At 64.0% G+C, this 22,519-nt stretch carries 21 protein-coding genes; 7 read left to right on the forward strand and 14 right to left on the reverse strand.

All coding sequences use genetic code 11. The annotated features are described in order from the left end of the window. Positions 1-6 precede the first annotated feature (6 nt). From NKH37_RS18175 to NKH37_RS18185, 3 genes are read right to left on the reverse strand one after another with little or no spacing between them, the layout of a single operon-like run. Entirely contained in the window at positions 7-933 is a 927-nt protein-coding gene (locus NKH37_RS18175; protein ID WP_023720644.1) for an ABC transporter permease, read from the reverse strand. Continuing rightward, on the reverse strand, positions 933-2,057 hold the full coding sequence (locus NKH37_RS18180; protein WP_352639440.1) for an ABC transporter permease: 1,125 nt from the start codon (positions 2,055-2,057) through the stop codon (positions 933-935). The genes NKH37_RS18175 and NKH37_RS18180 overlap by 1 nt, the downstream gene beginning before the upstream one ends. A 19-nt stretch (positions 2,058-2,076) precedes the next feature. After that, complete coding sequence (locus NKH37_RS18185; RefSeq protein WP_023720646.1) at positions 2,077-3,204, reverse strand: BMP family ABC transporter substrate-binding protein; 1,128 nt, start codon at positions 3,202-3,204, stop codon at positions 2,077-2,079. A 292-nt stretch (positions 3,205-3,496) separates the two neighbouring features. Here NKH37_RS18185 and NKH37_RS18190 point away from each other — a divergent pair, with 292 nt between their 5' ends. Beyond that, the gene (locus NKH37_RS18190) at positions 3,497-4,186 is read left to right on the forward strand and encodes a GntR family transcriptional regulator (protein ID WP_502895821.1); all 690 of its coding nucleotides are present in this window, start codon (positions 3,497-3,499) and stop codon (positions 4,184-4,186) included. A gap of 2 nt (positions 4,187-4,188) precedes the next feature. Here NKH37_RS18190 and doeB read toward each other — a convergent pair whose 3' ends face one another. The 10 genes from doeB to ehuR form a co-directional block, all read right to left on the reverse strand. Beyond that, positions 4,189-5,190 carry a N(2)-acetyl-L-2,4-diaminobutanoate deacetylase DoeB gene (gene doeB / locus NKH37_RS18195; RefSeq protein WP_352494460.1) on the reverse strand — a complete coding sequence of 334 codons (1,002 nt, stop codon included), beginning with the start codon at positions 5,188-5,190 and terminating at the stop codon, positions 4,189-4,191. 5 nt (positions 5,191-5,195) lie between these two features. Continuing rightward, entirely contained in the window at positions 5,196-6,374 is a 1,179-nt protein-coding gene (doeA, locus tag NKH37_RS18200) for an ectoine hydrolase DoeA (protein WP_353003609.1), read from the reverse strand. Between the two features lie 38 nt (positions 6,375-6,412). After that, complete coding sequence (locus tag NKH37_RS18205) at positions 6,413-7,405, reverse strand: cyclodeaminase (protein ID WP_353003610.1); 993 nt, start codon at positions 7,403-7,405, stop codon at positions 6,413-6,415. Next, positions 7,402-8,394: a hydroxyectoine utilization dehydratase EutB gene (gene eutB / locus NKH37_RS18210; protein ID WP_352484024.1), complete on the reverse strand. Its 993-nt coding sequence runs from the start codon at positions 8,392-8,394 to the stop codon at positions 7,402-7,404. The genes NKH37_RS18205 and eutB overlap by 4 nt, the downstream gene beginning before the upstream one ends. A 10-nt stretch (positions 8,395-8,404) precedes the next feature. Further along, positions 8,405-9,178 (reverse strand): ectoine utilization protein EutA, encoded by a 774-nt coding sequence (eutA, locus tag NKH37_RS18215; RefSeq protein WP_352639437.1) that lies wholly within the window; start codon positions 9,176-9,178, stop codon positions 8,405-8,407. After that, positions 9,175-9,834 carry an ectoine/hydroxyectoine ABC transporter permease subunit EhuD gene (gene ehuD, locus NKH37_RS18220; RefSeq protein ID WP_023720653.1) on the reverse strand — a complete coding sequence of 220 codons (660 nt, stop codon included), beginning with the start codon at positions 9,832-9,834 and terminating at the stop codon, positions 9,175-9,177. The genes eutA and ehuD overlap by 4 nt, the downstream gene beginning before the upstream one ends. A 16-nt stretch (positions 9,835-9,850) precedes the next feature. Beyond that, positions 9,851-10,510 (reverse strand): ectoine/hydroxyectoine ABC transporter permease subunit EhuC, encoded by a 660-nt coding sequence (gene ehuC / locus NKH37_RS18225; RefSeq protein ID WP_023720654.1) that lies wholly within the window; start codon positions 10,508-10,510, stop codon positions 9,851-9,853. Positions 10,511-10,698: 188 nt separating this feature from the next. Next, positions 10,699-11,550: an ectoine/hydroxyectoine ABC transporter substrate-binding protein EhuB gene (gene ehuB / locus NKH37_RS18230; RefSeq protein WP_352484026.1), complete on the reverse strand. Its 852-nt coding sequence runs from the start codon at positions 11,548-11,550 to the stop codon at positions 10,699-10,701. A gap of 65 nt (positions 11,551-11,615) precedes the next feature. Then, positions 11,616-12,401, reverse strand: coding sequence for an ectoine/hydroxyectoine ABC transporter ATP-binding protein EhuA (ehuA, locus tag NKH37_RS18235; protein ID WP_352909596.1), 786 nt, complete (start codon positions 12,399-12,401; stop codon positions 11,616-11,618). A 122-nt stretch (positions 12,402-12,523) separates the two neighbouring features. Further along, positions 12,524-13,909, reverse strand: coding sequence for a MocR-like ectoine utilization transcription factor EhuR (ehuR, locus tag NKH37_RS18240; RefSeq protein ID WP_352856443.1), 1,386 nt, complete (start codon positions 13,907-13,909; stop codon positions 12,524-12,526). Between the two features lie 82 nt (positions 13,910-13,991). On the opposite strand from ehuR, the gene NKH37_RS18245 reads away from it, so the two are divergent. The 4 genes from NKH37_RS18245 to NKH37_RS18260 all read left to right on the forward strand — a co-directional run bounded on the left by NKH37_RS18245 (position 13,992) and on the right by NKH37_RS18260 (position 18,629). Next, complete coding sequence (locus NKH37_RS18245) at positions 13,992-14,483, forward strand: Lrp/AsnC family transcriptional regulator (RefSeq protein WP_352589536.1); 492 nt, start codon at positions 13,992-13,994, stop codon at positions 14,481-14,483. A gap of 127 nt (positions 14,484-14,610) precedes the next feature. Continuing rightward, on the forward strand, positions 14,611-16,104 hold the full coding sequence (locus NKH37_RS18250; RefSeq protein ID WP_352484029.1) for an NAD-dependent succinate-semialdehyde dehydrogenase: 1,494 nt from the start codon (positions 14,611-14,613) through the stop codon (positions 16,102-16,104). A 35-nt stretch (positions 16,105-16,139) separates the two neighbouring features. Beyond that, positions 16,140-17,519 (forward strand): aspartate aminotransferase family protein, encoded by a 1,380-nt coding sequence (locus NKH37_RS18255; protein WP_352494465.1) that lies wholly within the window; start codon positions 16,140-16,142, stop codon positions 17,517-17,519. Between the two features lie 9 nt (positions 17,520-17,528). Continuing rightward, positions 17,529-18,629: an alcohol dehydrogenase family protein gene (locus NKH37_RS18260; protein ID WP_352788099.1), complete on the forward strand. Its 1,101-nt coding sequence runs from the start codon at positions 17,529-17,531 to the stop codon at positions 18,627-18,629. A gap of 5 nt (positions 18,630-18,634) precedes the next feature. On the opposite strand, the gene NKH37_RS18265 is transcribed toward NKH37_RS18260, so the two are convergent. After that, positions 18,635-20,011, reverse strand: coding sequence for an aspartate aminotransferase family protein (locus tag NKH37_RS18265; RefSeq protein WP_353041262.1), 1,377 nt, complete (start codon positions 20,009-20,011; stop codon positions 18,635-18,637). A gap of 167 nt (positions 20,012-20,178) precedes the next feature. Here NKH37_RS18265 and NKH37_RS18270 point away from each other — a divergent pair, with 167 nt between their 5' ends. Further along, the gene (locus NKH37_RS18270) at positions 20,179-21,297 is read left to right on the forward strand and encodes an NAD(P)/FAD-dependent oxidoreductase (RefSeq protein ID WP_352484033.1); all 1,119 of its coding nucleotides are present in this window, start codon (positions 20,179-20,181) and stop codon (positions 21,295-21,297) included. Positions 21,298-21,507: 210 nt separating this feature from the next. Next, on the forward strand, positions 21,508-22,515 hold the full coding sequence (gene ftsZ, locus NKH37_RS18275) for a cell division protein FtsZ (protein ID WP_023720665.1): 1,008 nt from the start codon (positions 21,508-21,510) through the stop codon (positions 22,513-22,515). Positions 22,516-22,519: the final 4 nt, after the last annotated feature.

The raw sequence follows: 22,519 nt of genomic DNA on the forward strand, positions 1-22,519 counted from the left end.
CTCCAGTCATTTGGTGATCGACAACTCGCCCGGCGCGCCGGCAAGCGAGCGGCTCGGCGACGAGGTGGCGATCATGATGATGAGCGTGAGGATGTAAGGTGCGGCGTAGAAGAGATAGTAGCCCTGCGTTACCCCGACCGATTGCAACGCCGGGCCTAGCGCCCCGGCGCCGCCGAACAACAGTGCCGCGGCAAAGCAGCCGAGCGGGTTCCAGCGTGCGAAGATGACCAGCGCCACCGCCATCAGCCCCTGCCCCGACGAGATGCGTTCGGTCCAGCTGCCGGGGTAATAGAGCGACAGATAGGCGCCGCCGATGCCGGCGAGCGCGCCGCCGACGCCTGTCGCAAGCAGGCGCACGGTGTTGGGATTGAGGCCCATGGCGCGCGCCGCATCGGAGCTGTCGCCGACGACGCGTACGATCAGGCCGGCGCGGGTGTTACGGAAGGCCCACCACAGGAACAGCGCAAGTGCGGCCCCGATCAGGAACAGCACGTTGACGTTGAGCGCCGCCTGCACCTGCGGAATATTCGACCAGCCACCGAAGGCGATGGCCGGCAGGTCTGGCGCCGAGGGCTGGATGAACGGCTTGCCGAAGAAGAAGGCGAGACCCGAGCCGAACAGCATCAGCGCGATGCCGATGGCGATGTCGTTAACCCCGCGGAATTTGCAGATCCAGCCATGGAACAGCCCGAAGCAAAGACCGGCACCGGCGGCAGCCAGCACGCCGAGCCATGGCGAGCCGGTCACCACTGCTACCGCATAGGCGGTCATTGCGCCGAAGACCAGCGTGCCTTCGAGGCCGAGATTGATGCGGCCGGAGCGCTCGGTGATGGCTTCGCCGAGCGACACGAAGATGAACGGCGTCGAGACGCGGATGGCGCCGCCGAGAATGGCGAGCGGCACGCCCCACAGGCCGATCTCGGTCGCGTCCATCAGGAGCCCCTCTTCCACAGATCGGGATTGAAAACCTTGAAGCGGCCGTAAAAGGTTTCGCTGAACAGGATGACCACGAAGAGCATGCCTTGCAGCACCAGCACGGTGGCGTCGGGCAGGTCCATGCGGCGCTGGATCAGCCCGCCGGAAGCGCCGATGCCGCCGAGCAGGAAAGCGACCGGGATGATGGCGAGCGGATTGTGGCGGGCGAGGAAGGCGACGAGGATGCCGGTATAGCCGTAGCCGGCGGCGAGCGAGGCGTTGGCGCTGCCTTGCACGGCGCCGACTTCCAGCATGCCGGCCAGCCCGGCAAAGCCGCCGGCGAGCCCGGTAAAGCCGACGATCAGCGGGCCGACGGCAAGCCCTTGCACCTGGGCCGCCCTGACATTGCCGCCGGCAATGCGGGCGGCAAACCCCCAGCGCGTCTTTTCGATCAACAGCCAGGACAGGACGCAGGCGACGATGCCGACGACAAGGCCCCAGTGCACGTCCATGCCTGGAATGTTGCCGATGCGGTAGGCATCCGCCAGCGGCTCGGTCGAGGGTTTGTTGAGCGAGGCCGGATCGCGCAGCGGCCCTTCGACCAGATGGTTCATCAGCGCGATGGCGATATAGGCCATCAGCAGGCTGGATATGGTTTCGTTGACGGCGCGGTAGTGGCGGAGTGCGCCGACGGCACCTATCCAGATGCCGCCAGCGACCATGCCCGCCACGCCCATCAGCAGGATGACCACAAAAGCCGGCGCGCCATTCGCCGCGACGCCGATGGCGGCGGCGGCAACGCCGCCCAGCACAATCGCGCCTTCGCCGCCGATGACGACGAGGCCGAGCCGAGCCGGCAGCGCCACGCAGAGCGCTGCCAGCAGAAGCGGTGCTGCCCGCGACAGCGAGTTCTGGATCGAGAACCACGAGCCGAAGCCGCCGCGCCACATCGTCTCGTAGAGCTGGACCGGCGACTTGCCGACCAGCGCGATGAATAGGCTGAACAGCACCATGCCGACGATCAGCGCCGCGAGCGGGATGACGAAGGCTTCGGCGCGCCGTGCCACCCATTCGAGTGCCGCCCGATAATTCCTGGCGCCAAACAGCGCCGGTGCGCCCGCAGTGCTGACCGTGTCTGCCATGGCCCGTCTCCGATCCGGTTCAGGCGGTCGAACCGACGACGCCCTCGACGAGGTAGTCCATGCTTTCGAGCTCGAGCGCGGTCTCGACGAAGGCCTGGCCCTCGGTCGCGACGACGACGCCCTTGTTGCTCTTCAGCGGACCCTTGATGACGGAAAATCCGCCTTTCATCATTTCGGCCAGCGTGCCGTCGAACTGCTTGCGGGCGGCATCGCCGACGGCGGGGCCGAGCGGGCTCATTTTGACGAAGCCGTCTGCCAGGCCACCGCGTGTGAAATTGGGCAGCGGCGTGCCGGCCACCAGATCGTCGACGAACATCTTGTAGACCTTGGCCCAGTTCCATTCCGCGCCGGTCAGGTATTTCTCCGGCGCCAGCGGGCTCTGGTTGGCATGATAGCCGCAGACGAAGGCGCCACGTCCGGCCGCCGTCTCGACCACCACCTTGGGGCTGTCGACATGACAGGTGATGACGTCGGCGCCCTGGTCGACCAGCGCATTGGTGGCCTCCGCCTCCTTGACCGCCAGCGACCACTCGCCGGTGAAGATCACCTGGCAGGTGATGGTCGGGTCGACCGAGCGCGCGCCGAGCAGGAAGGAATTGATGTTGAGCAGCACCTGCGGGATCGGCTTTGCCGCGACGAAGCCGAGCTTCTTGGTTTTGCTGGTGTGGCCGGCGACGACGCCGTTCAGATACTGGCCCATGCCGATATAGCCGAAATAGGAACCGGCATTCATCGGATGCTTGTCCTTGTTCCACATGCCGCCGCAATGGCGGAACTGCACGTCGGGGAATTTCGCGCACATGGCCAGCATATGCGGATCGAAATAGCCGAACGAGGTCGGGAAGATCAGCGACGCACCGTCGAGATTGATCATCGATTCCATCGTCTTCTGCACGTCGACCGTCTCCGGCACGTTCTCCTCTTCGACGACGGAAATGCCTTCGATCCCCTTCAGCGTGGCGGCGCCTTCGGCATGCGCCTGGTTGTAGCCGTAATCGTCCTTTGGCCCGACATAGATGAAGCCGACGGTTGCGGTCGCGGCGAAGGCCCTGCTGATCGGAAACGATGCGGACGCAAGACCGAGCGCCGCTCCGGCGGCGGAAGTCTTGAGCAGGTCGCGGCGGCTAAGCATGAATCGCTCGGTCATGTGAATGCTCCCTCTATGGGGCCTTTGGGGCCGGTTAACACCTCAATGAAAGAAGTGTATGCAATCAGCGTGCCAGTTTCAGAAATGGGATTTATTCAGCAATATCAACGAGTGTGCCGATGTGGCCTGCACAAAGCCGGAGCAATTGCATACACTTTTTGCCTCTAAAACGGCCAATTTGACATGAAGGCTAAAACATAGGCATACAGAGCTGCGCAGGAATCGAAGCCGGTGCGTGGCTTATGGCTGCGCGAAGAGACTGGACGGAGGAGACGTGTCGGCAAAGCGCAATTTGATCAGGTCGGGCACGACCGTCGATCAGATGGTGAGGGCGATCAGCGACCGGATCGTCACCGGTTTCCTGCGTCCCGGCGAAAAACTCGACGAAGCCTCGCTCGCCGCCCGCTTCGACGTCTCACGTACGCCGATCCGGGAAGCGCTCAGCCGGCTCAGTGCCATGGGACTGGTCGAAAGGCGGCCCAACCGCGGCGCCACCGTCGCGGTGATGACGCAGGAGCACCTCGCCTCGATGTTCGAGAGCATGGCCGAGCTCGAAGCGATCTGCGCGCGGTTCTCGGCCGAGCGCATGACCGCCGGCGAGCGCCGCACGCTGGAGGCTGAGCATCAAGCCTCCGCGCGCTTTGTGCAGCTCGGGGCCGAAGAAGAGTATGAGCTTTTCAACACCGGGTTCCACACCCGGCTCTATCGCGGCGCCCACAGCAAGCACATTTATGAACTGACCGTCATGACCCGCAGCCGTCTGGCGCCGTTCCGGCGCGCGCAATTCATGCTGCCCGGCCGGCTGGCCCAGTCGTGGCAAGAGCATGACGCCATCGTTACCGCAATCATGCGCGGCGACAGTACGGCCGCCGGAACAGCCGCCAAGGACCATGTCTCGATCGTCAGCGAGGCGAGCGCCGTCTTTGCCATCGGCGACCGCCCTAAAGGCAAGGCCGAGCCGTTTCCGACATCGGCCTCCTAGCCTCAATCGACCAGCACGGCCACCACGGCAGCACAGTCGCCGGCCTTGACCAATCCGGGGAAATGCCGCGCCGCCAACAGACCGGACATCTTGGCCCGGATCTCCTGCGGAGCGCCGCCGGTGCGGCCGATCGAATGGATGCGCGCCAGCACCTGGTTTTCTGCCACCGGCTCGCCGAGATCGATCATGGTTTCGATCATCCCGTCGTCCTCGGCGAACGAGAAGCAATCTCCCGATGGCATGTCGAGCCAGCGGGTCGGCTGCATCTCGACCGCGCCGGCGACGATGCCGGCATGGCGCAGCACATTGAGCACGCCGCGACGCGCGATCCGCACCGTTTCCGCGCGCGAAGTTCCGCCGCCGCCGAGCTCGGTGGTGATGAACAGCTTGCCCATCTCTTCGGCGGCAGTGTCGAACATGCCGACCGCGTCGATCTCCAGCATCTTCATCGACCAGGGTGCCGAGAAAGCTTCAACCGCAGCGAACCCCTTCTCTTCCAGCACCTTGTCGGGCCGGATATGGGCGGCGCAGAACGGCACGAAGTCGAGCGTCTTGCCGCCGGAATGGAAATCGAGCGCGATGTCGGTGCGCGGCAGAAGTTCGCGCTGGAAATAATCGGCGATCTTCTCGGTCACCGTACCGTCGGGCCGGCCGGGAAAGCTGCGGTTGAGATTGCCCTTGTCGATCGGCGAGGTGCGCGTGCCGGCGCGGAACGCCGGATAATTCATCGCCGGCACGATGATGACCGTGCCGCTGACCTGCCTCGGATCGAGCGTGCGGGCGAGATCGTAAAGCGCCAGCGGCCCCTCATATTCGTCGCCATGATTACCGCCGGTGAGCAATGCACTCGGCCCGTTGCCGTTGCGGATGACGCAGATCGGGATCATCACCGATCCCCAGGCGGAATCGTCACGGCTGTAAGGCAGGCGCAAGAAACCGTGCTGCACGCCGTCGCGCTCGAAATCGACGCTCGGCGTGATCGGTGATGGGCGAAGGCTGGACATCGGGCTCAATTCTTCACCACCAGCTTGCGCGGCACATTGGCCAGGCACGCGACCCCGGTTTCGGTAATCAGGATGGATTCGGTGATTTCCAAGCCCATCGTCTCCAGCCACAGGCCGGTCATGAAATGGAAGGTCATGCCGGGCTTGAGCTCGGTGCGGTCGCCTGGGCGCAGGCTCATCGTGCGTTCGCCCCAGTCCGGCGGATAGGAAAGCCCGATCGGATAGCCGGTGCGGTTGTCCTTAACGATGCCGTATTTCTTCAGAACCGCGAAGAAGGCGTTGGCGATGTCCTCGCAGGTGTTGCCGGGCTTGGCGGCGGCAAGCCCGGCCTCCATGCCTTCCAGCGTCGCCTTTTCGGCATCGAGGAATTCCTGCGTCGGTTTGCCGAGGAAAACGGTGCGCGACAGCGGACAATGGTAGCGGTTGTAGCAGCCGGCGATCTCGAAGAAAGTGCCCTCGCCCGATTTCATCGGCCTGTCGTCCCAAGTTAGATGCGGTGCCGATGCGTCGGCGCCTGACGGCAGCAGCGGCACGATCGCCGGATAGTCGCCGCCAATGCCGTCGACGCCGCGCGTGCCGGCATCATAGATCTCGGCGACCAGGTCGCATTTGCGCATGCCGACTTCGATCTTGTCGACGATGCGCTGGTGCATCGCTTCGACGATGCGGGCGGCTTTGCGCATGTAGTCGATTTCGGTCGGGCTCTTCACCGCGCGCTGCCAGTTGACCAGTGCCGTGGCATCGACGAAGCGGGCATTGGGCAAGTGCTTCTGCAGCGATGCGAGGGCAGCGGCAGAGAACCAGTAATTGTCCATCTCGACACCGATGCTGAGCTTGCCCCAGCCACGATCGGCGAGCACGCTGGACAGAAAATCCATCGGATGGCGCTCGGTCGACTGCACATAGTTGTCGGCATAGCCGACGATGTTATCGTGCGCGAGATAGGCGGTGCGCTTGGCGCCGTTGGCGTCCTGGCCGCGCCCGTACCACACCGGCTCGCCCGACGGTGGCACTACGACCGCCTGGTGTACGTAGAACGACCAGCCGTCATAGCCGGTCAGCCAGGCCATGTTGGACGGATCGCTGACAACAAGCAGATCGACGCCCTTGGCCTCCATCGCCTTCCGCGTCTTGGCGAGGCGCTCCGCATATTCGCCGCGCGAGAATTTCAAATTAGGCTGCATTGTTCTTGGTCCTCGTTTGTTGGGCCTTGCGGCCGGTATCAGCTTTCGAAAATCGTACCGGTCTTGGCTGCACGCGCACGGTCGCGGGCGAGCGTGGCGATCGCCGTGTCCTGCACGCCGGTGCCGGTCAGATCGGCAATGGTGATGTCGCTGTCCGAACGCCGGCCATGCCTTTCGCCGGCGATGATGTGGCCAAGCTCGGTGATCTCGGCATCGGCCGCCATCACGCCCGCCGCGATGGCATGGTGCAGTTCGCCCAGGCGCCGCGTCTGTTTCGCACTGTCGGCGACGTAGAGGTCGGCCATGCGCAGGATCGCCGGCGCAATCTCGTTCTTGTGCTGCGCGTCCGAGCCCATCGCGGTGATGTGCTGGCCGGCGGAGACGAGGCCGGCCTTGATCAGCGGCTCGGTCGACGGCGTCGTGGTGACGATGATGTCGGCATCGGCCGCAGCCTTTGCCGCGTCCGGCTCGGCGTGAACGGCGATGCCCAGTCTTTCGGACAATGCGTCCGCCGCCGCTTCGGCCTTGGCGGCATCCCTTGCCCAGATGCGGGCCTCGGTAATCGGCCGCACCAGCATCAGCGCCTCGAGCTGCAGTCCGGCCTGAGCACCGGCGCCGAAGATTGCGGCAACGGAGGAGTCCGGACGCGACAGATGTTTGGCGGCGACCGCGCCGGCCGCCGCCGTGCGGATGTCGGTGAGATAGCCATTGTCGAGCAGCAGCGCCTCGACCAGCCCGGTCTTCGCCGACAGCAGCACCATCATGCCGTTGACGCTAGGCAGGCCGAGCTTCGGATTATCGAAAAAGCCGGGGCTGATCTTGATCGCAAAACCGTCGATGCCCGGCACATAGGCGGTCTTGACATCGACCTCGCCGCGATGCTCGGGAATGTCGAGCCGCAGGATCGGCGGCATCGCCACCGGCAAGGTGGCGAGCGCGCGAAACGCGTTCTCGACACAGGCGACGGCATCGAGATCGAGCTTCACGATCTTGCGCAATTCAGCTTCGGTGAGGATCGTCATCCGGCTCATGCTGCGCTCTCCGCAATTGCTTCGCCGCAAATGATCTTGCGGTGCAGTGTCATGTCGATGTTGCGGCCGGACAGCACGAGCACCGTCGGGCCGTTCGCCCCGACCTTGCCGGCAAGCACAGCCGCAATGCCGACCGCGCCGGCGCCTTCGACGATCTCGCGCTCCTGCTCATAAGCATGGCGGATGCCGGCGGCGATCTCGTCCTCGCTGAGCAGGATCACATCATCGAGCAGATCACGGCACATGGCGAAGGTCAGCCGGTTGTCGAGCCCAATGCCGCCGCCGAGCGAGTCGGCCAGCGTCGGCAGTTCCTCGACCGACACCGGATGCCCGGCGTCGAGGCTTGCCTTCATCGCCGCACCGCGCGCCATCGAAACGCCGATGACCCTCGTTGCCGGGCTGACGCCCTTGACGGCAGCGGCAACGCCAGCCGCCAGCCCACCGCCGGAAAGCGGCACCAACACCAGCGCGGCGTCCGCAACTTGTTCCATGATCTCCAGCCCAAGTGTTCCTTGCCCGGCAACGACCGCAGGATGATCGAAAGGCGGCAGCATGATCAGCCCCTCTTCCGCGACCAGCCGTTCGACCTCCCGCTGCGCATCGTCCTGGCTGTTGCCGACGATGCGGATCTCGGCGCCGAGCCGACGGATTTCCTCGAGCTTGTTCTCAGGCACCAGCCGCGACATGCAGATCGTCGCGTGGATGCCTTGCAGTCGAGCGGCATAGGCAAGCGCCCGGCCATGGTTGCCGGTCGAGGCCGCGACGACGCCGCGCGCGCTCTCCTCTTCTGTCAACGAGGCGATAGCGTTCGAGGCACCGCGCAACTTGAAGGCGCCGGTGGTCTGCCGATGTTCGAGCTTGAGATAAACAGGAGCGTCCAAGTGTTGGGAAAGACTCGGGGAAGTGACGGTCGGCGTGCGCTCGACCTTGCCTGCGATGCGCTCGCGTGCGGCGCGGATGTCGGAGAGGCTTATCCTGGACGTGGTCATGGCTCTGCAATCAGTTCAACGGCAGCGTCATCAGGCGGCCGAATTCGGGGCGTGGCTCGTCGTCGCCGCAAAGCCGCAGGCAATTCCAGGCTGTCGCCTGGTTGCTGGTGACGACGGGACGGCCGATGGCTTCTTCCATACCGACAACTGCCAGCGCCGACCGCAGCGCCGTGCAGGACACGAACAGCGCGTCGGCCTGCGGGGCCGTCGCCTCGCGGGCCAGATCGACCAAGGATTTCGGCGCAATCCGCGCCATCTCGCGGTCATCCTCGAAGCCGAGGCAAGTGAAGCTGGCGATCTCGAAACCGTGTGCCGCGAAATAGGCCGCCATTGGCCGGCTCGTCTCGACCGTATAGGGGGTGAGGATGCTGATTGTCCTGGCGCCCAGCGCCTTCAGGCCGCGCACTCCGGCCATCGGCGGCGTCACCACCGGCGCGCCGGGTTTCGCGGCCTTCAGCGCCGCCTCGATTTCGGCATCGCCGATCACGACGGAGGCCGAGGTGCAGGAATAGCAGATCGCATCGAGCGGTTCGTCAGGAAGGATCAGGGCCGCGCCCGCCGTCAGTGACGGCTGCATCTTGCGCAAATTCTCCGGCGTCGTCGGGTTGGCGTAGGGAATACGCGCGACATAGACGCCGATACGATCGCTTGCCACCATGCGGTGAAAATCCGGTTCGCTCGTATGGTCGGTGGCAAGGATAATCAGGCCGACCCGCTTTTCCAGCGGACGTGCATCGAGCGCTGGACGGGCCGAGCGCAGGCGGATATCGGGTGCAGCGCTCATCGTTCGATCCGCCCATAACGGTGTTCCAGCCAGCGCAGCAGCACCACCGAGAACAGGCTGATGGCGAGGAAGAAGGCGCCGACCAAGGTGATCGGTTCGATATACCGATAATAGGTATTGGCGACGCTCTTGGCCTGGTTCATCAGTTCCAGCACGGTGATCGCCGACAGCAGCGGCGTCTCTTTGAACATGGCGATGAAATAATTGGCAAGCGCCGGGATCATCGGCGGGATCGCCTGCGGCATGATGATGTGCGTCCAGGTCTGCGTGGCGTTCAGATTGCAGGCCTTGGCCGCTTCCCATTGGCCGCGCGGCACATTATCGATGCCGGCGCGGTAGACCTCGGCTGTGTAGGTGCCGTAATGCAGCCCGAGACCGATGACGCCCGCCACCAGCGGCGGCAACAGGACGCCGAAATCCGGCAGCACGTAGAAGATGAAATAGAGCTGCACCAATAGCGGCGTGCCGCGGATGAACTCGGCAAGGAAGCCGATCGTGCGCGACAGAGCCCTGTTCGGCGAACGGCGCGCCAACGCGATGCCCAGCCCAACGATGGCCGCCAGCACCGAGCCGAGCAGCGTCGCCAGGATGGTGATCTTCACCCCCTGGATCAGCGTCGGCAGGATCTGCCGGACAAAATCCCAATCCCATTCCATTACAGAGCCCGATCCATCAGACGCGCACCCCGTCGAGGCCGCGCGCCATGCGGCGTTCCAGCGACCGCACGCCCCATGAGATGAGTAGCGCCAGCACGAAATAGATGACGAGAATGGTGCTGAACGGCACCAGCGTGTTGCCGGTCTGCGAGCGCACCACCTGCGCCTGGAAGGTCAGGTCGGCAAGCGAGATCAGCGAGACGACGGCGGTGGCCTTGAGCAATTCAATGGCGTTGTTGCCGAAGGTCGGCAGCATCACCAGCAGTGCCTGTGGCAGGATGATATGGCGCATGGCTTGCCAGCGGCCGAGATTGAGCGCGGTGCAGGCCTCGTATTGTTCGCGGCCGATCGACTTGATGGCGCCGCGCACCACTTCCGCCGCATAGGCCCCGACATTCAGGCCCAGCGCCAGCACGCCGGCCTGCAGCGGCGTCAGCGAGATGCCGGCGAAAGGCAGCACGAAATAGGCCCAGAACAGCTGCACGAAGATCGAGGTGCCGCGGAAGAACTCGATATAGGCGGTGGCCAGCGCGCGTAGCACAAAAAACCGCGACAGCCGCCCCAGCCCGGCAAGAAAGGCCATGATCAAGGCCAGCACCGACCCCATCAGCGTCAGCTCGATGGTGACAAGCGCTCCTTGCAAAATCAGGCCGAAATAGCCGGACCATTGGGTCATTGGTCGAAAGGGCTCCGCATTGAATATTTGGCGAGGCGATCACTTCAGCGTCCTTCTCCCCGTTCACGGGGAGAAGATGCCGGCAGGCAGATGAGGGGCAGAGCCAATCTGTCAAAAGCTGGGCGTCGCCCCTCATCCGGCCCTTCGGGCCACCTTCTCCCCGTCAACGGGGAGAAGGAAGAACGCGCCTACTTCGCCGAGCAGAGCTTGTCGCGGCTCGTCGACATCGCCGCCGCCGCCGAGAAGCCGTAGGGTTCGATGATCTTGGCGAACTCGCCGGACTTCTTCAGTTTCGCCAGCTCGACATCATAGGCATCACGTAGCGCTTCGTCGCCCTTTTTGAAGGCCGCGCCATCGCAATAGACCGGCGCACCGACCACCGGCGCGATGACTTCGAGGTTCGGATCATTGGCTTTCTTGACCAGGTCGTTGATCGACAGCACTGGCAGTGAATAGGCATCGATGCGGCCGTCCTGCAGCATCTTCAGGCCGCTCTGGCCGTCCGGCACGACGATGACGCGCTCGCGCGGCACACCTGCGGTGAGCGCCAGCTTTTCCTCTGTGCCGCCACCGGGTGCGCCGATCGTCGCGCTGGTGTCCTTGGCGACGTCCTCGTAGCTCTTGAAGCCCTTCGGGTTGCCCTTCTTCACCAGCATCGCCTCGGCGTCGCACAGCACCGGTTCCGAATAGGCGACCGCAGCACAACGTTCCGGCTTCATGAACAGGCCGGCGGTGACGACGTCGAAACGGCCGGCCTGCAAGCCGGGGATCATGGCACCATATTCCGAGATAGAGGCGACGATGTCGTTGACGCCAAGGCGTTTGAAGATTTCACGGGCAACGTCAGGCGCCGCACCCGAGACCTTGCCGTCGGCGGCGACCGCCGTATAGGGCGGCTCGTTGGCGATGGCGACGCGGGCAAAGCCTTGCGCCTTGAGCTCTTCGAGCTTGCTGTCATCGGCCGAGCCGGTCGTCGAGGCGGCCAGCACCGCCGTCAGCGCAATACCGGCGACGCCGGCCAAAATGGCAAATTTCTTCATTGTTCCCAACTCCTTGTTTGTCTGTCTTCTTGGCTTGCTTGAGGCGTCGCCGCCTCGCATGGCAGTCAGACCCGATGTCCGGCCGCAATGATCTTCTTCAGGAAACCTTGCGTACGCTCCTGTTTGGGATGGCGGAAAATCTCGTCGGGCTTGCCTTCCTCGACTATTCTGCCGCGATCGAAGAACAGCACCCGGTCGGCGAAGTCATGGGCGAAACCCATCTCGTGGGTGACCAGCAGCATGGTCATGTCGGTCTCGGCGGCGAGCTTGCGCATGACGTTGAGCACCTCGTCGACGAGTTCCGGGTCGAGCGCCGAGGTGACCTCGTCGAACAGCATGATCTTCGGCGACAGCGCCAGCGCCCGGGCAATCGCGACGCGCTGCTTCTGTCCGCCGGAAAGCTGCGCCGGCATCGCTTTGGCCTTGTCGACCATGCCGACCATGTCGAGCAGCTCCATCGCCCGCTTTTCGGCGGCGGCCCGCGGCATGCCTTTGGTCAGCATCGGTGCCAGCGTCACATTGTCGATGACGCATTTGTGCGGAAACAGATTGAACAGTTGGAAGACCATGCCGATCTTCTGGCGCATCCTTGCCAAATGCCGTTCATCCGCCGTCAGCAGCCGGCCGTTACGCTCCATGTGGTACAGCTGCTCGCCGTCGACCTGAATATGGCCGCTGTCGATACGCTCTAGCGTCATCAGTATGCGCAGGATCGTCGTTTTTCCCGAACCCGACGGGCCGATCAGCGCCAGCTTCTCGCCGGGCATGACCTGCATCGAGAGGCCATCCAGCACCTTGAAGGTGCCGAAGCTTTTCGAAATGCCGTCGATCTTGATGATGGGCGCCGACAATGAATTTCCCGTGATGGAGAAGCTGTGCCTTTAACGATGCGGATCGCGGCAAATCATGTCAATCAAGAAAATAATATCATGACAATATTTCGGACTCCGCACAATTCCCCGCCAATTGTTGCCTAGATCGCAAGCAGGAGATGCTCGGGATCGCCGAGCAGAAGTTTGGTGACAACGCCGAGACCGGCACGCAGTTCCCCCTCCGTGGTCGAGCCCAGCGAAATCCGCACGGCTGGATGCCAAGGCATCTGCGAAATGCGAAACGACGTGCCGGGCGCGATCGCCACGCCCTGCAGGCGGGCCTGGGAAACAAAGCCTTCCTCGCCGCGATCATCGGGCAGTTGCAGCCAGACATGCAGCCCGTCGCGATGAGCCCGATAGTCCACTCCGGCGAGCGCCTCGGCGGCGATGTCCAGACGCCGCCGCAAAGCCATCCGCTGCCATCGAACGAGTTCCATCGCGGTGCCGTCGGTCACCCATTTGGTGGCGATCTCGGCCACCAGCGGCGTCGCCATCCAGTTCGAGACGAGGTGGCGGTTGGCAACCGCGGCGACATAACGATCGGGTGCCGCGAGATAGCCGATGCGCAGGCCCGGCACCACGATCTTGGTGAAGGAGGTGACGTAGAGCGTGCGCTCGGGTGCAAACGCCGCGACCGGCGGCGGCCGGTCCTCGACCAGCGGGCCGAGGACGTCGTTTTCGATAATGGCGATGTCATGCCTGCGCGCAACGGCGGCAATCTGTTCGCGCCGGGCGGCGTCCATCAGCGTCGCCGTAGGGTTGATCACCGAGGGCTGCACGAACACCGCGCGGATGTCCGACAGCCGGCAGGCCTCGTCCAGCGCTTCCGGGATCAGCCCATTGTCGTCGATCGGCAAACCCTCGAGGTTGAAACCGAGATAACGCGCCAGCGGGATCAGTGTGTGATGGCCGATCGCCTCGGTGGCGACGGTCGAACCGGGCGGCGCCACGCTCATCAGCGCCACTGTCATCCCTGCGGTGGCGCCGTTGGTCAGGCTGATGTTCTGCGGCGACGCGTCGAGGCCGCAGAAGCGTAGCCACTCGACACCCACCGCGCGGTGGCGCGGGAACACCATGTTCGGCCTGAACGACAGCGCCGAGCTCGACGGCAGGTTTTCGGCGAGCCAGCCCAGCGCCTGCTTCAGCCGCTCCAGATGCATCGGTTCGCAGACCGGCTTCAGGATAGAGAGGTCGATGACCTCACCCAGCCGCTCCGGCAAATAGGGCGGCTCCGGCTCGCGGCGCTGCGTCTGCACGAAGCTGCCGCGGCCGACCTCGCCGGACACCAGCCCGCGGCGGATCAGCTCCTCATAGGCGCGGCTGACCGTCTGCACGGAAAGTTGGAGATCGTCGGCCAACTGCCGGTGTGTCGGCAACCGAGCGCCATTGGCCAGGCGCCCGTCATGGATGGCCCGCGCGAACTGGTCGGCGAGCGATTGGTAGGCCGGCCGCCGGATAAGAGCGGGATCTGGTCGCCATAATGTCATGACTTATTAGAGATCGAAATCAGTGCAATTGACAATCGAAATAATGCGCCATCATGGTGTCCGGCACTGGAAGTGGACGATCATGGCTGCAGCGAAACTCGATCCGATCGACCTGAAAATCCTCGACGCCATCCAGCGCGACGGGCGCATCACCAAGCTGGCGCTGGCCGAGAAGGTCGGCCTGTCGCCGACGCCGTGCTGGATGCGCCTGCGCAAGCTGGAAAAGGCCGGCATCGTCTCCGGCTATCACGCCAGGATCGCCATGCGTGCCATCGCGCCGGTCGCCACCGTGCTGATGGAGGTGACGCTGGCCAGCCACCGCCAGGCCGATTTCGACCGTTTCGAGCGCGTCATCCGCGACATCCCCGAGATCGTCGCCTGCTGGTCTGTCGGTGGCGGCGTCGATTACCTGCTGAAGGTGATGGCCCGCGACATCGACGCCTATCAGCGGCTGATTGACACTCTGCTCGAACGCGAGATCGGCATAGACCGCTATTTCACCTACATCGTCACCAAGACGGTGAAGGAGGAGAGTGTGCTGCCAGTGGCCGATCTGCTGCCCGCATCTTCCTGATACAGGAGAGATCGTCTGCCCGGGCGATGCAATAGAGACAATCTCTCTACGTGCAGGCACCGAAACAGCCTCTCTGTTTGCGCGGCAGAGATAGTCTTGCGGCGTCACCCGAACCGGGAGCCCGATGATGTCCGCACATTTTGCCCGCTCGCAGCGCCATGAAGCGCTTGATCGCCTCGCCGACCGACGGCTGCTGCGTGAACTCGCCTATGTCGATGGCCACTGGACGGCAAGCGAGACCGCGGAGAGTTTCGAGGTGACCGATCCGGCCACCGGATCCACCGTCGCTTTCGTTGCCGCGCTCGATGCCCGGCAGACGACGTCGGCGATCGATGCGGCATCGCGCGCCTTTCCCGCCTGGCGCGCATTGCTGCCGCAGGAACGTTCGAAAATCTTGCGCAAATGGTTCGATCTGATCATCGCCGCCAAAAATGACCTGGCGCTGCTGATGACGCTAGAACAAGGCAAGCCGCTGAAGGAATCGCTCGGCGAGATAGACTACGCCGCCTCTTTTGTCGAATGGTATGCCGAGGAGACCAAACGCCTCAACGCCGAAAGCGTCACCAGTCATCTGCCGGGCGCGGAGATGATGGTGCGGCGCGAGCCGCTCGGCGTCGTCGGCGTGGTCACGCCGTGGAATTTTCCAGCGGCCATGCTGACCCGCAAGGCGGCTGCCGCTCTTGCCGCCGGCTGTACCATCGCCGCGCACCCTTCCTCGGAAACGCCGCTGTCCGCACTGGCGCTGGCCGAGCTTGGCGAACGTGCCGGCCTGCCGGCTGGCGTGTTCAACGTCCTCACCGGCAAGGCTTCGACCATCGTTGGGCGGATGTGCGAAGACCCGCGCGTTCGCGCCATGAGCTTCACCGGCTCGACCGAGGTCGGCAGGTTGATCGCCGCGCAGAGTGCGCCGACGATGAAGCGTCTGGTGATGGAGCTCGGCGGTCATGCGCCGCTGATCGTCTTCGCCGACGCCGATTTCGACAAGGCTGTGGCCATCGCGGTCGACGCCAAATTCGCCACCTCCGGCCAGGACTGCCTCGCCGCCAACCGCATCTATGTCCAGCGTCCGCTATACGATCGGTTCTGCGCTGCTTTCGCCAAACGCGTCCAGGCATTGCGGGCCGGCAATGGCCTGGCTGACGACACCGAAATCGGACCCTTGATGCATGAACGCGCCGCCAAGAAGGTCGAGGAGCAGGTGGCCGATGCGCTCGCCAAAGGCGCGCGCTGCCTGACCGGCGGCAAGCGCCATCCGGCCGGGCCGCTGTTTTACCAGCCGACCGTGCTTGCCGACGTTGGAGACGACGCTTTGATCATGCGCGAGGAGACCTTCGGTCCGGTTGCGGCAGTGACGCCTTTCGACAGCGAGGACGAGGTCATCGCCCGCGCCAACGCCACCGAATACGGCCTGGTTGCCTATGTCGTGACTGAGAATGGCGGCAGGCAATTGCGCATGGGTCGCGCGCTCGACTATGGCATGGTCGCCATCAACCGCGTCAAGATCACCGGCGCGCCGATCCCCTTCGGCGGCGTCAAGCAGTCCGGCATCGGCCGCGAGGGCTCGCGTCACGGGCTCGAAGCCTTTACCGATCTCAAATATCTCTGCCTCGACGTTGCGTGAGCCGCGCCCGACACATTTTTCTCAGGAGTAAAAAAATGCTCGACCAGTCAAACGAACTCGCCGCCTGGGATCGCGATCACTTCTTCCATCCCTCGACCCATATGGGCACCCATGCGCGTGGCGAGAGCCCGACGCGTGTGATTGCCGGTGGCGAAGGCGTCACCATCTGGGACAATACCGGTAAGAAGAGCATCGACGCCTTCGCCGGGCTCTACTGCGTCAATGTCGGCTATGGCCGCCAGAAGATCGCCGACGCCATCGCCGCACAGGCCAAGAACCTCGCCTATTACCATGCCTATGTCGGCCACGGCACCGAGGCATCGATCACGCTTTCCAAGATGATCATCGACCGCGCGCCGCAAGGCATGTCGAGGGTCTATTTCGGCCTCTCCGGTTCCGACGCCAACGAAACCAACATCAAGCTGATCTGGTACTACAACAACGTGCTCGGCCGGCCCGAGAAGAAGAAGATCATCTCGCGCTGGCGCGGTTATCACGGCTCCGGCATCATGACCGGATCGCTGACCGGCCTCGACCTTTTCCACAACGCCTTCGACCTGCCGCGTGCGCCGGTCCTGCACACCGAGGCGCCCTACTATTTCCGCCGCGCCGACCGCTCGCTGAGCGAGGAGCAGTTTTCGCAATACTGCGCCGACAAGCTCGAGGAGATGATCCTGGCCGAAGGGCCGGAAACGGTCGCCGCCTTCATCGGCGAGCCGATCCTCGGCACCGGCGGCATCGTGCCGCCGCCGGCCGGCTACTGGGAGAAGATCCAGGCGGTGCTGAAGAAGTACGACGTGCTGCTGGTTGCCGACGAGGTCGTCACCGGCTTCGGCCGGCTGGGCACCATGTTCGGCTCCGACCATTACGGCATCAAGCCCGACCTGATTACCATCGCCAAAGGCCTGACCTCGGCCTATGCGCCGCTCTCCGGAGTCATCGTCTCCGACAAGGTCTGGCAGGTGCTGGTGCAGGGTTCCGACAAGCTCGGCTCGCTCGGCCATGGCTGGACCTATTCGGCGCATCCGATCTGCGTCGCCGCCGGCGTCGCCAATTTGGAACTGATCGACGAGATGGACCTGGTACGGAACGCCGGCGAGACCGGCGCCTATTTCCGCGCCGAGCTGACGAAAGCCGTCGGTGGCCACAAAAACGTCGGCGAGGTGCGCGGCGACGGCATGCTGGCGGCAATCGAGTTCGTCGCCGACAAGAACGATCGCGTGTTCTTCGATGCCTCGCAGAAGATCGGTCCGCAGATCGCGACCGCGCTTGCGGCAAGCGGCGTCATCGGCCGCGCCATGCCGCAGGGCGACATTCTCGGTTTTGCGCCGCCGCTCTGCCTGACGCGGGAAGAGGCAGACATCGTCGTCTCCAAGACGGCCGATGCGGTGAAGAGCGTGTTTGCCAACATCTGAAGAACCGACATGAATGCCATGACCAAGACCATCCCCGCCACCATGGCCGCCGTGCAGTTGATCGGGCACGGCGGACCGGAAAAGCTCGTCTACCGCACCGACGTCAAAGTACCCTCGCCCGCCCCGGGTGAGGTGCTGGTCAAGGTCACCGCTTGCGGTATGAACAACACCGATGTCTGGGTGCGACAGGGCGCGTATGGCACTGAGGAGGATGCCGCCGCTGTGTCGACCTGGCGTCGACAGGGCAATACGCTGACCTTCCCGCGCATCCAGGGCACCGACACGGTCGGCAACATCGTTGCCGTCGGCGACGGCGTGTCGCCGGCCCGCATCGGCGAGCGGGTGATGGTCGATTTCTCTATCTACAATCGCGACGACGATTCATTGGCCGACATCGACTATATGGGCCATGGCCGCGACGGCGGCTATGCCGAATACCAGACAGTGCCTGCCGAGAACGCCCATGTCGTCGACACCGATCTTAGCGATGTCGAGCTCGCCACTTTCTGCTGCGCCTATCTCACCGGCGAGCAGATGCTGGAACGCGCCGCGTTGAAAGCCGGCGAGCGTGTGCTGGTCACCGGCGCCTCGGGCGGCGTCGGCTCCGGCATCGTGCAGCTGGCGCGGGCGCGCGGCGCCATTCCCTATGCAATTGCCGGCAAGGGCAAGGAACAGGCCGTGCGTGACATCGGCGCCGAGGCGGTGATCACACGTGGCGTTGCCGATCTGCCGGCCGCCGTCAGCACGGCGACCGGGGGCCAGCCGATCGACGTCGTCGCCGATCTGGTCGGCGGCGCGATCTTCAACGACCTCCTGCGCATCTTGAGGCCGGAAGGCCGCTACACCACGGCTGGTGCAATTGCCGGCCCCGTCGTGCAGCTAGATCTGCGCACCATGTATCTGAAACAGCTGCAACTGCATGGCTCGAGCCAGGGCACACGGGCGGATTTCCGCCGCATCGTGCGCTACATCGAGGAGAAGAAGATCCGGCCGCTGGTCGGCGGCGTCTACAAGCTGTCCGATTTCCATCGCGCCCAAGCCGATTTCATCGCCAAGGATTTCGTTGGCAAGCTGGTCGTCGTGCCGGATGCGGTCGGCATCGCTAAATAGCGCGATCAGCTTGGCGATCGGACCTGCTTGACGGCAGCCTCGAGCGATCTTTCAAACGCGTCGATCACCTGGTCGACCTGCGGCTCGGTGATGATCAGCGGCGGGCAGAAAGCCAGCGCATCGCCCATATTGCGCGAGATGACGCCGTTCTGCTGCATGAAGCCGTTGACGAGCCCGCCCAGTTCACCGGTCTTCCCCCACGGCGCCTTGTTCGCCTTGTCGCCGACCAGTTCGACCGCCGCGATCAGGCCGATGCCGCGCACCTCGCCGACAAGCGGGTGCGAAGCGAGCGTGCGCAGCCGCTTCTGCATATGCGCGCCGACCGCACGCGCATTGCCGACAAGGTCGCGCTCCTCGATCAGCTTCAGGTTCTCGAGCGCGACCGCTGCCGCAACAGGATGGCCGCCGCCGGTGAAGCCGTGGCCGAAGGTGCCGATACGATTGCTTTCGTCGGCAATCGGCTGGAACACCTTGTCGTTGATCAGCAAGGCCGAGATCGGCAGATAGGACGAAGAGATCTGCTTCGACAGCACCATGATATCGGGCCTGATGCCGAAGATCTGCGAGCCGAACATCTCACCTGTTCTGCCGAAGCCGCAGATCACCTCGTCGGCGACAAGCAGGATGTCGTATCTCGACAGCACCGCCTGTATCTTCTCCCAGTAGCCGGAAGGCGGAACGACGACGCCGCCGGCGCCCATGATCGGTTCGCCGAAGAAGGCGGCGATGGTTTCCGGACCCTCGGCCAGGATCAGCTTTTCCAGCTCGTCGGCAAGCCGCGTCGAAAACTGCTCTTCGCTCTCACCCGGCATCGCCTCACGCCAATGGTGCGGTGTCGAGGTATGCAGCACATTGGCGATCGGCAGATCGAACGAGATGTGGTTGTTGGGCAGTCCGGTCAGGCTCGCCGAGGCAATGGTGACGCCGTGATAGCCCTTCTTGCGGCTGATGATCTTCTTGCGCGCCGGCTGGCCGAGCGCATTCGACCGGTACCAGATCATCTTCATGGCCGTATCGTTGGCCTCGGAGCCGGAATTGGTGAAATACGCCTTGCTCATCGGCACCGGCGCCATCTGCACCAGTCTCTCGGCGAGATCGATCAGCGGCGAATGCGATTTGGAGCCGAAGTCGTGATAGTAAGGCAGCTTCGACATTTGCCGTACCGCCGCATCGACCAGCCGCCTCTCCGAAAAACCGACCGCGACGCTCCAAAGCCCGGCCATCGCCTCGATATAGCGGTTGCCGGCGAGGTCCTCGACATAGATGCCGTCGCCCTTCTCGATGACGAGCGGCCCTGCCTCCTGATGCTTGCGGGCGTTGGTGTAGCCATGCATGTGATAGCTTATGTCGCGGGCTTCGGGCGAATTCGGTCGTGCGTCCATGACGGCTCCTGTGCTGCACGCAGAAACAGTTCCGCCGCCGGTCCGGCTCGGCAGGTCCCCGTGCATTATGCGGTTTGATGCATCTTTCTCGAACGATATAGTGTCAAGCGCTTTCGACAGGGCCAGCGGATGGATGGACGCATGCAGAACTTCGGCTTGACCTGATCGTGGACCGTGTCGACTGCATTGTCGTCGGCGCCGGCGTCGTTGGCCTGGCGATCGCGCGAGAGATGGCGCAGCGCGGCATCGACACGCTGGTGCTGGAAGCCGAGAGCGCCATCGGCACCGGGACGAGTTCGCGCAATTCCGAGGTCATCCATGCCGGCCTCCACTATCCAGTTGGATCGCTGAAAGCCCGGTTCTGCGTGGCGGGCCGGGAAAGGCTCTATCGCTACTGCGACGAGCGTGCGATCCCGCATTTGCGCTGCGGCAAGCTCATCGTCGCTACGAATGCCGAACAGGAGCCGGTGCTCGCCTCGATCCGGGCCAATGCGCGCGCTTGCGGCGCCGGCGACCTGGTGCCGTTGCGCGAAGCCGAGGCACATGCGCTGGAGCCCAGCCTCAAGTGTACGGCGGCGCTGCTGTCGCCGGCCACCGGGATCGTCGACAGCCATGCCCTGATGCTTGCCTTGCTGGCTGATGCCGAGGAGCACGGGGCGGCACTCAGCCTCAACACCCGCGTCGCCGCCGGCCGCATCGAAGCGGGCCGCGTCGTGCTCGACACGGTGGACGCTACCGGCGGCGAGCGCTTCGAGATCGCTACCACACGCTTCGTCAATGCGGCCGGGCTTAGCGCCGCAGCGCTTGCCCGCTCGCTTGAAGGGCTAGATCAGCAGTTCGTGCCAAAGCTCCATTACGCCAAAGGCAATTATTTTTCGGTGGCCGGCCGGGCGCCCTTCTCGCGGCTGATCTATCCAGTACCCGAACCAGGCGGACTCGGTGTTCATCTGACGCTCGATCTCGACGGCGTCACCCGCTTCGGGCCGGACGTCGAATGGACTGATCAACTCGACTATCGCGTCGATCCAGCTCGTGGCGAGCGCTTCTACAGCGAGATCCGCAAATACTGGCCGGACCTGGCCGATGGCAGCCTGCAGCCCGCCTATAGCGGCATCCGGCCAAAACTGTCCGGTCCCGGTGAGGCCAATGCCGACTTCGTCATCCAGGACGTGGCGGTGCATGGCGTGGACAGCCTGCTCAACCTGTTCGGCATCGAAAGCCCCGGCCTGACCTCCTGCCTGGCGATTGCCGATCATGTCGCGCAGCGCCTCGCGCCGAAGTTGTAGCGTGCGGCGCCCGCGCCACGATCTGAGGCGCATTGCGTGAACTTTCAGGCGCAAGTCGCCTAAGAGGCACATCGCGCACTTGCAGCCCGCTCCGCGCTCTGATTCCCTGCATTCTGGGCTGTTCTGATTCGCACTGCCCGGTTCAAAGTTTTCGCAGTGCGCCCGGGACAAGCTTCCAGCGACCACTCGGCGTATCCAGGGAGAACGGCAATGAACACCGCGACGAGGCCGGTAATCTCGGAGATGAGGCCTAAGATCACCGTCGTCGGGGTCGGCGGCGGCGGCGGCAACGCCGTCAACAACATGATCGCCGAAGGCCTGCAGGGCGCGGAATTCATCGTCGCCAACACCGATGCCCAGGCCCTTGCCATGTCGAAGGCAACGAGGCTGATCCAGTTGGGCGCTCATATCACCGAAGGTCTGGGGGCCGGGTCCCTGCCCGAGGTCGGCCGTGCCGCGGCCGTGGAATCCATCGACGAGATCATGGATCACCTTGCTGGAACGCATATGTGCTTCGTGACCGCCGGCATGGGAGGTGGAACCGGAACAGGTGCCGCGCCTGTTATAGCGCAGGCAGCGCGGGCAGCTGGAATACTGACCGTCGCCGTCGTCACCAAGCCATTCGTCTTCGAAGGCAGGCGCCGCATGCACGCTGCCGATGACGGCATCGAGCGCCTGCGCGAAAGCGCCGATACCGTCATCGTCATCCCCAACCAGAACCTGTTCAGGATCGCCGACGCCAGAACCACGTTCGCCGACGCATTCGCCATGGCCGACCGGGTTCTCTATGCAGGTGTCGGCTGCATCACCGATCTGATCGTCAAGGAAGGGCTGATCAATCTCGACTTCGCCGATGTGAAGTCGGTGATGCGCGACATGGGCCGCGCCATGATGGGAACCGGCGAGGCCGCCGGAGAAGGCCGTGCCAAGAAGGCGGCGGAAGCGGCAATCGCCAACCCGCTGCTCGACGAAGCTTCGATGATGGGCGCCAAGGGCGTCCTTGTCTCGATATCGGGCGGCATGGACATGACGCTGTTCGAGGTCGATGAAGCGGCTACCCGCATCCGCGAGGAGGTCGACAACGATGCCGACATCATCGTCGGCGCCATCTTCGACAAGGCACTCGCCGGAAAATTCAGGGTGTCGGTCGTCGCCACCGGCTTGCGGCGTGGCCTGGAGATTCCGCTGCTGGCGGAACCGGAAGTTCGAATGAACTGAACGC

This window comes from Mesorhizobium sp. M1217 (genome assembly GCF_040318275.1).
In the GTDB taxonomy this organism is placed as follows: Bacteria; Pseudomonadota; Alphaproteobacteria; order Rhizobiales; family Rhizobiaceae; genus Mesorhizobium.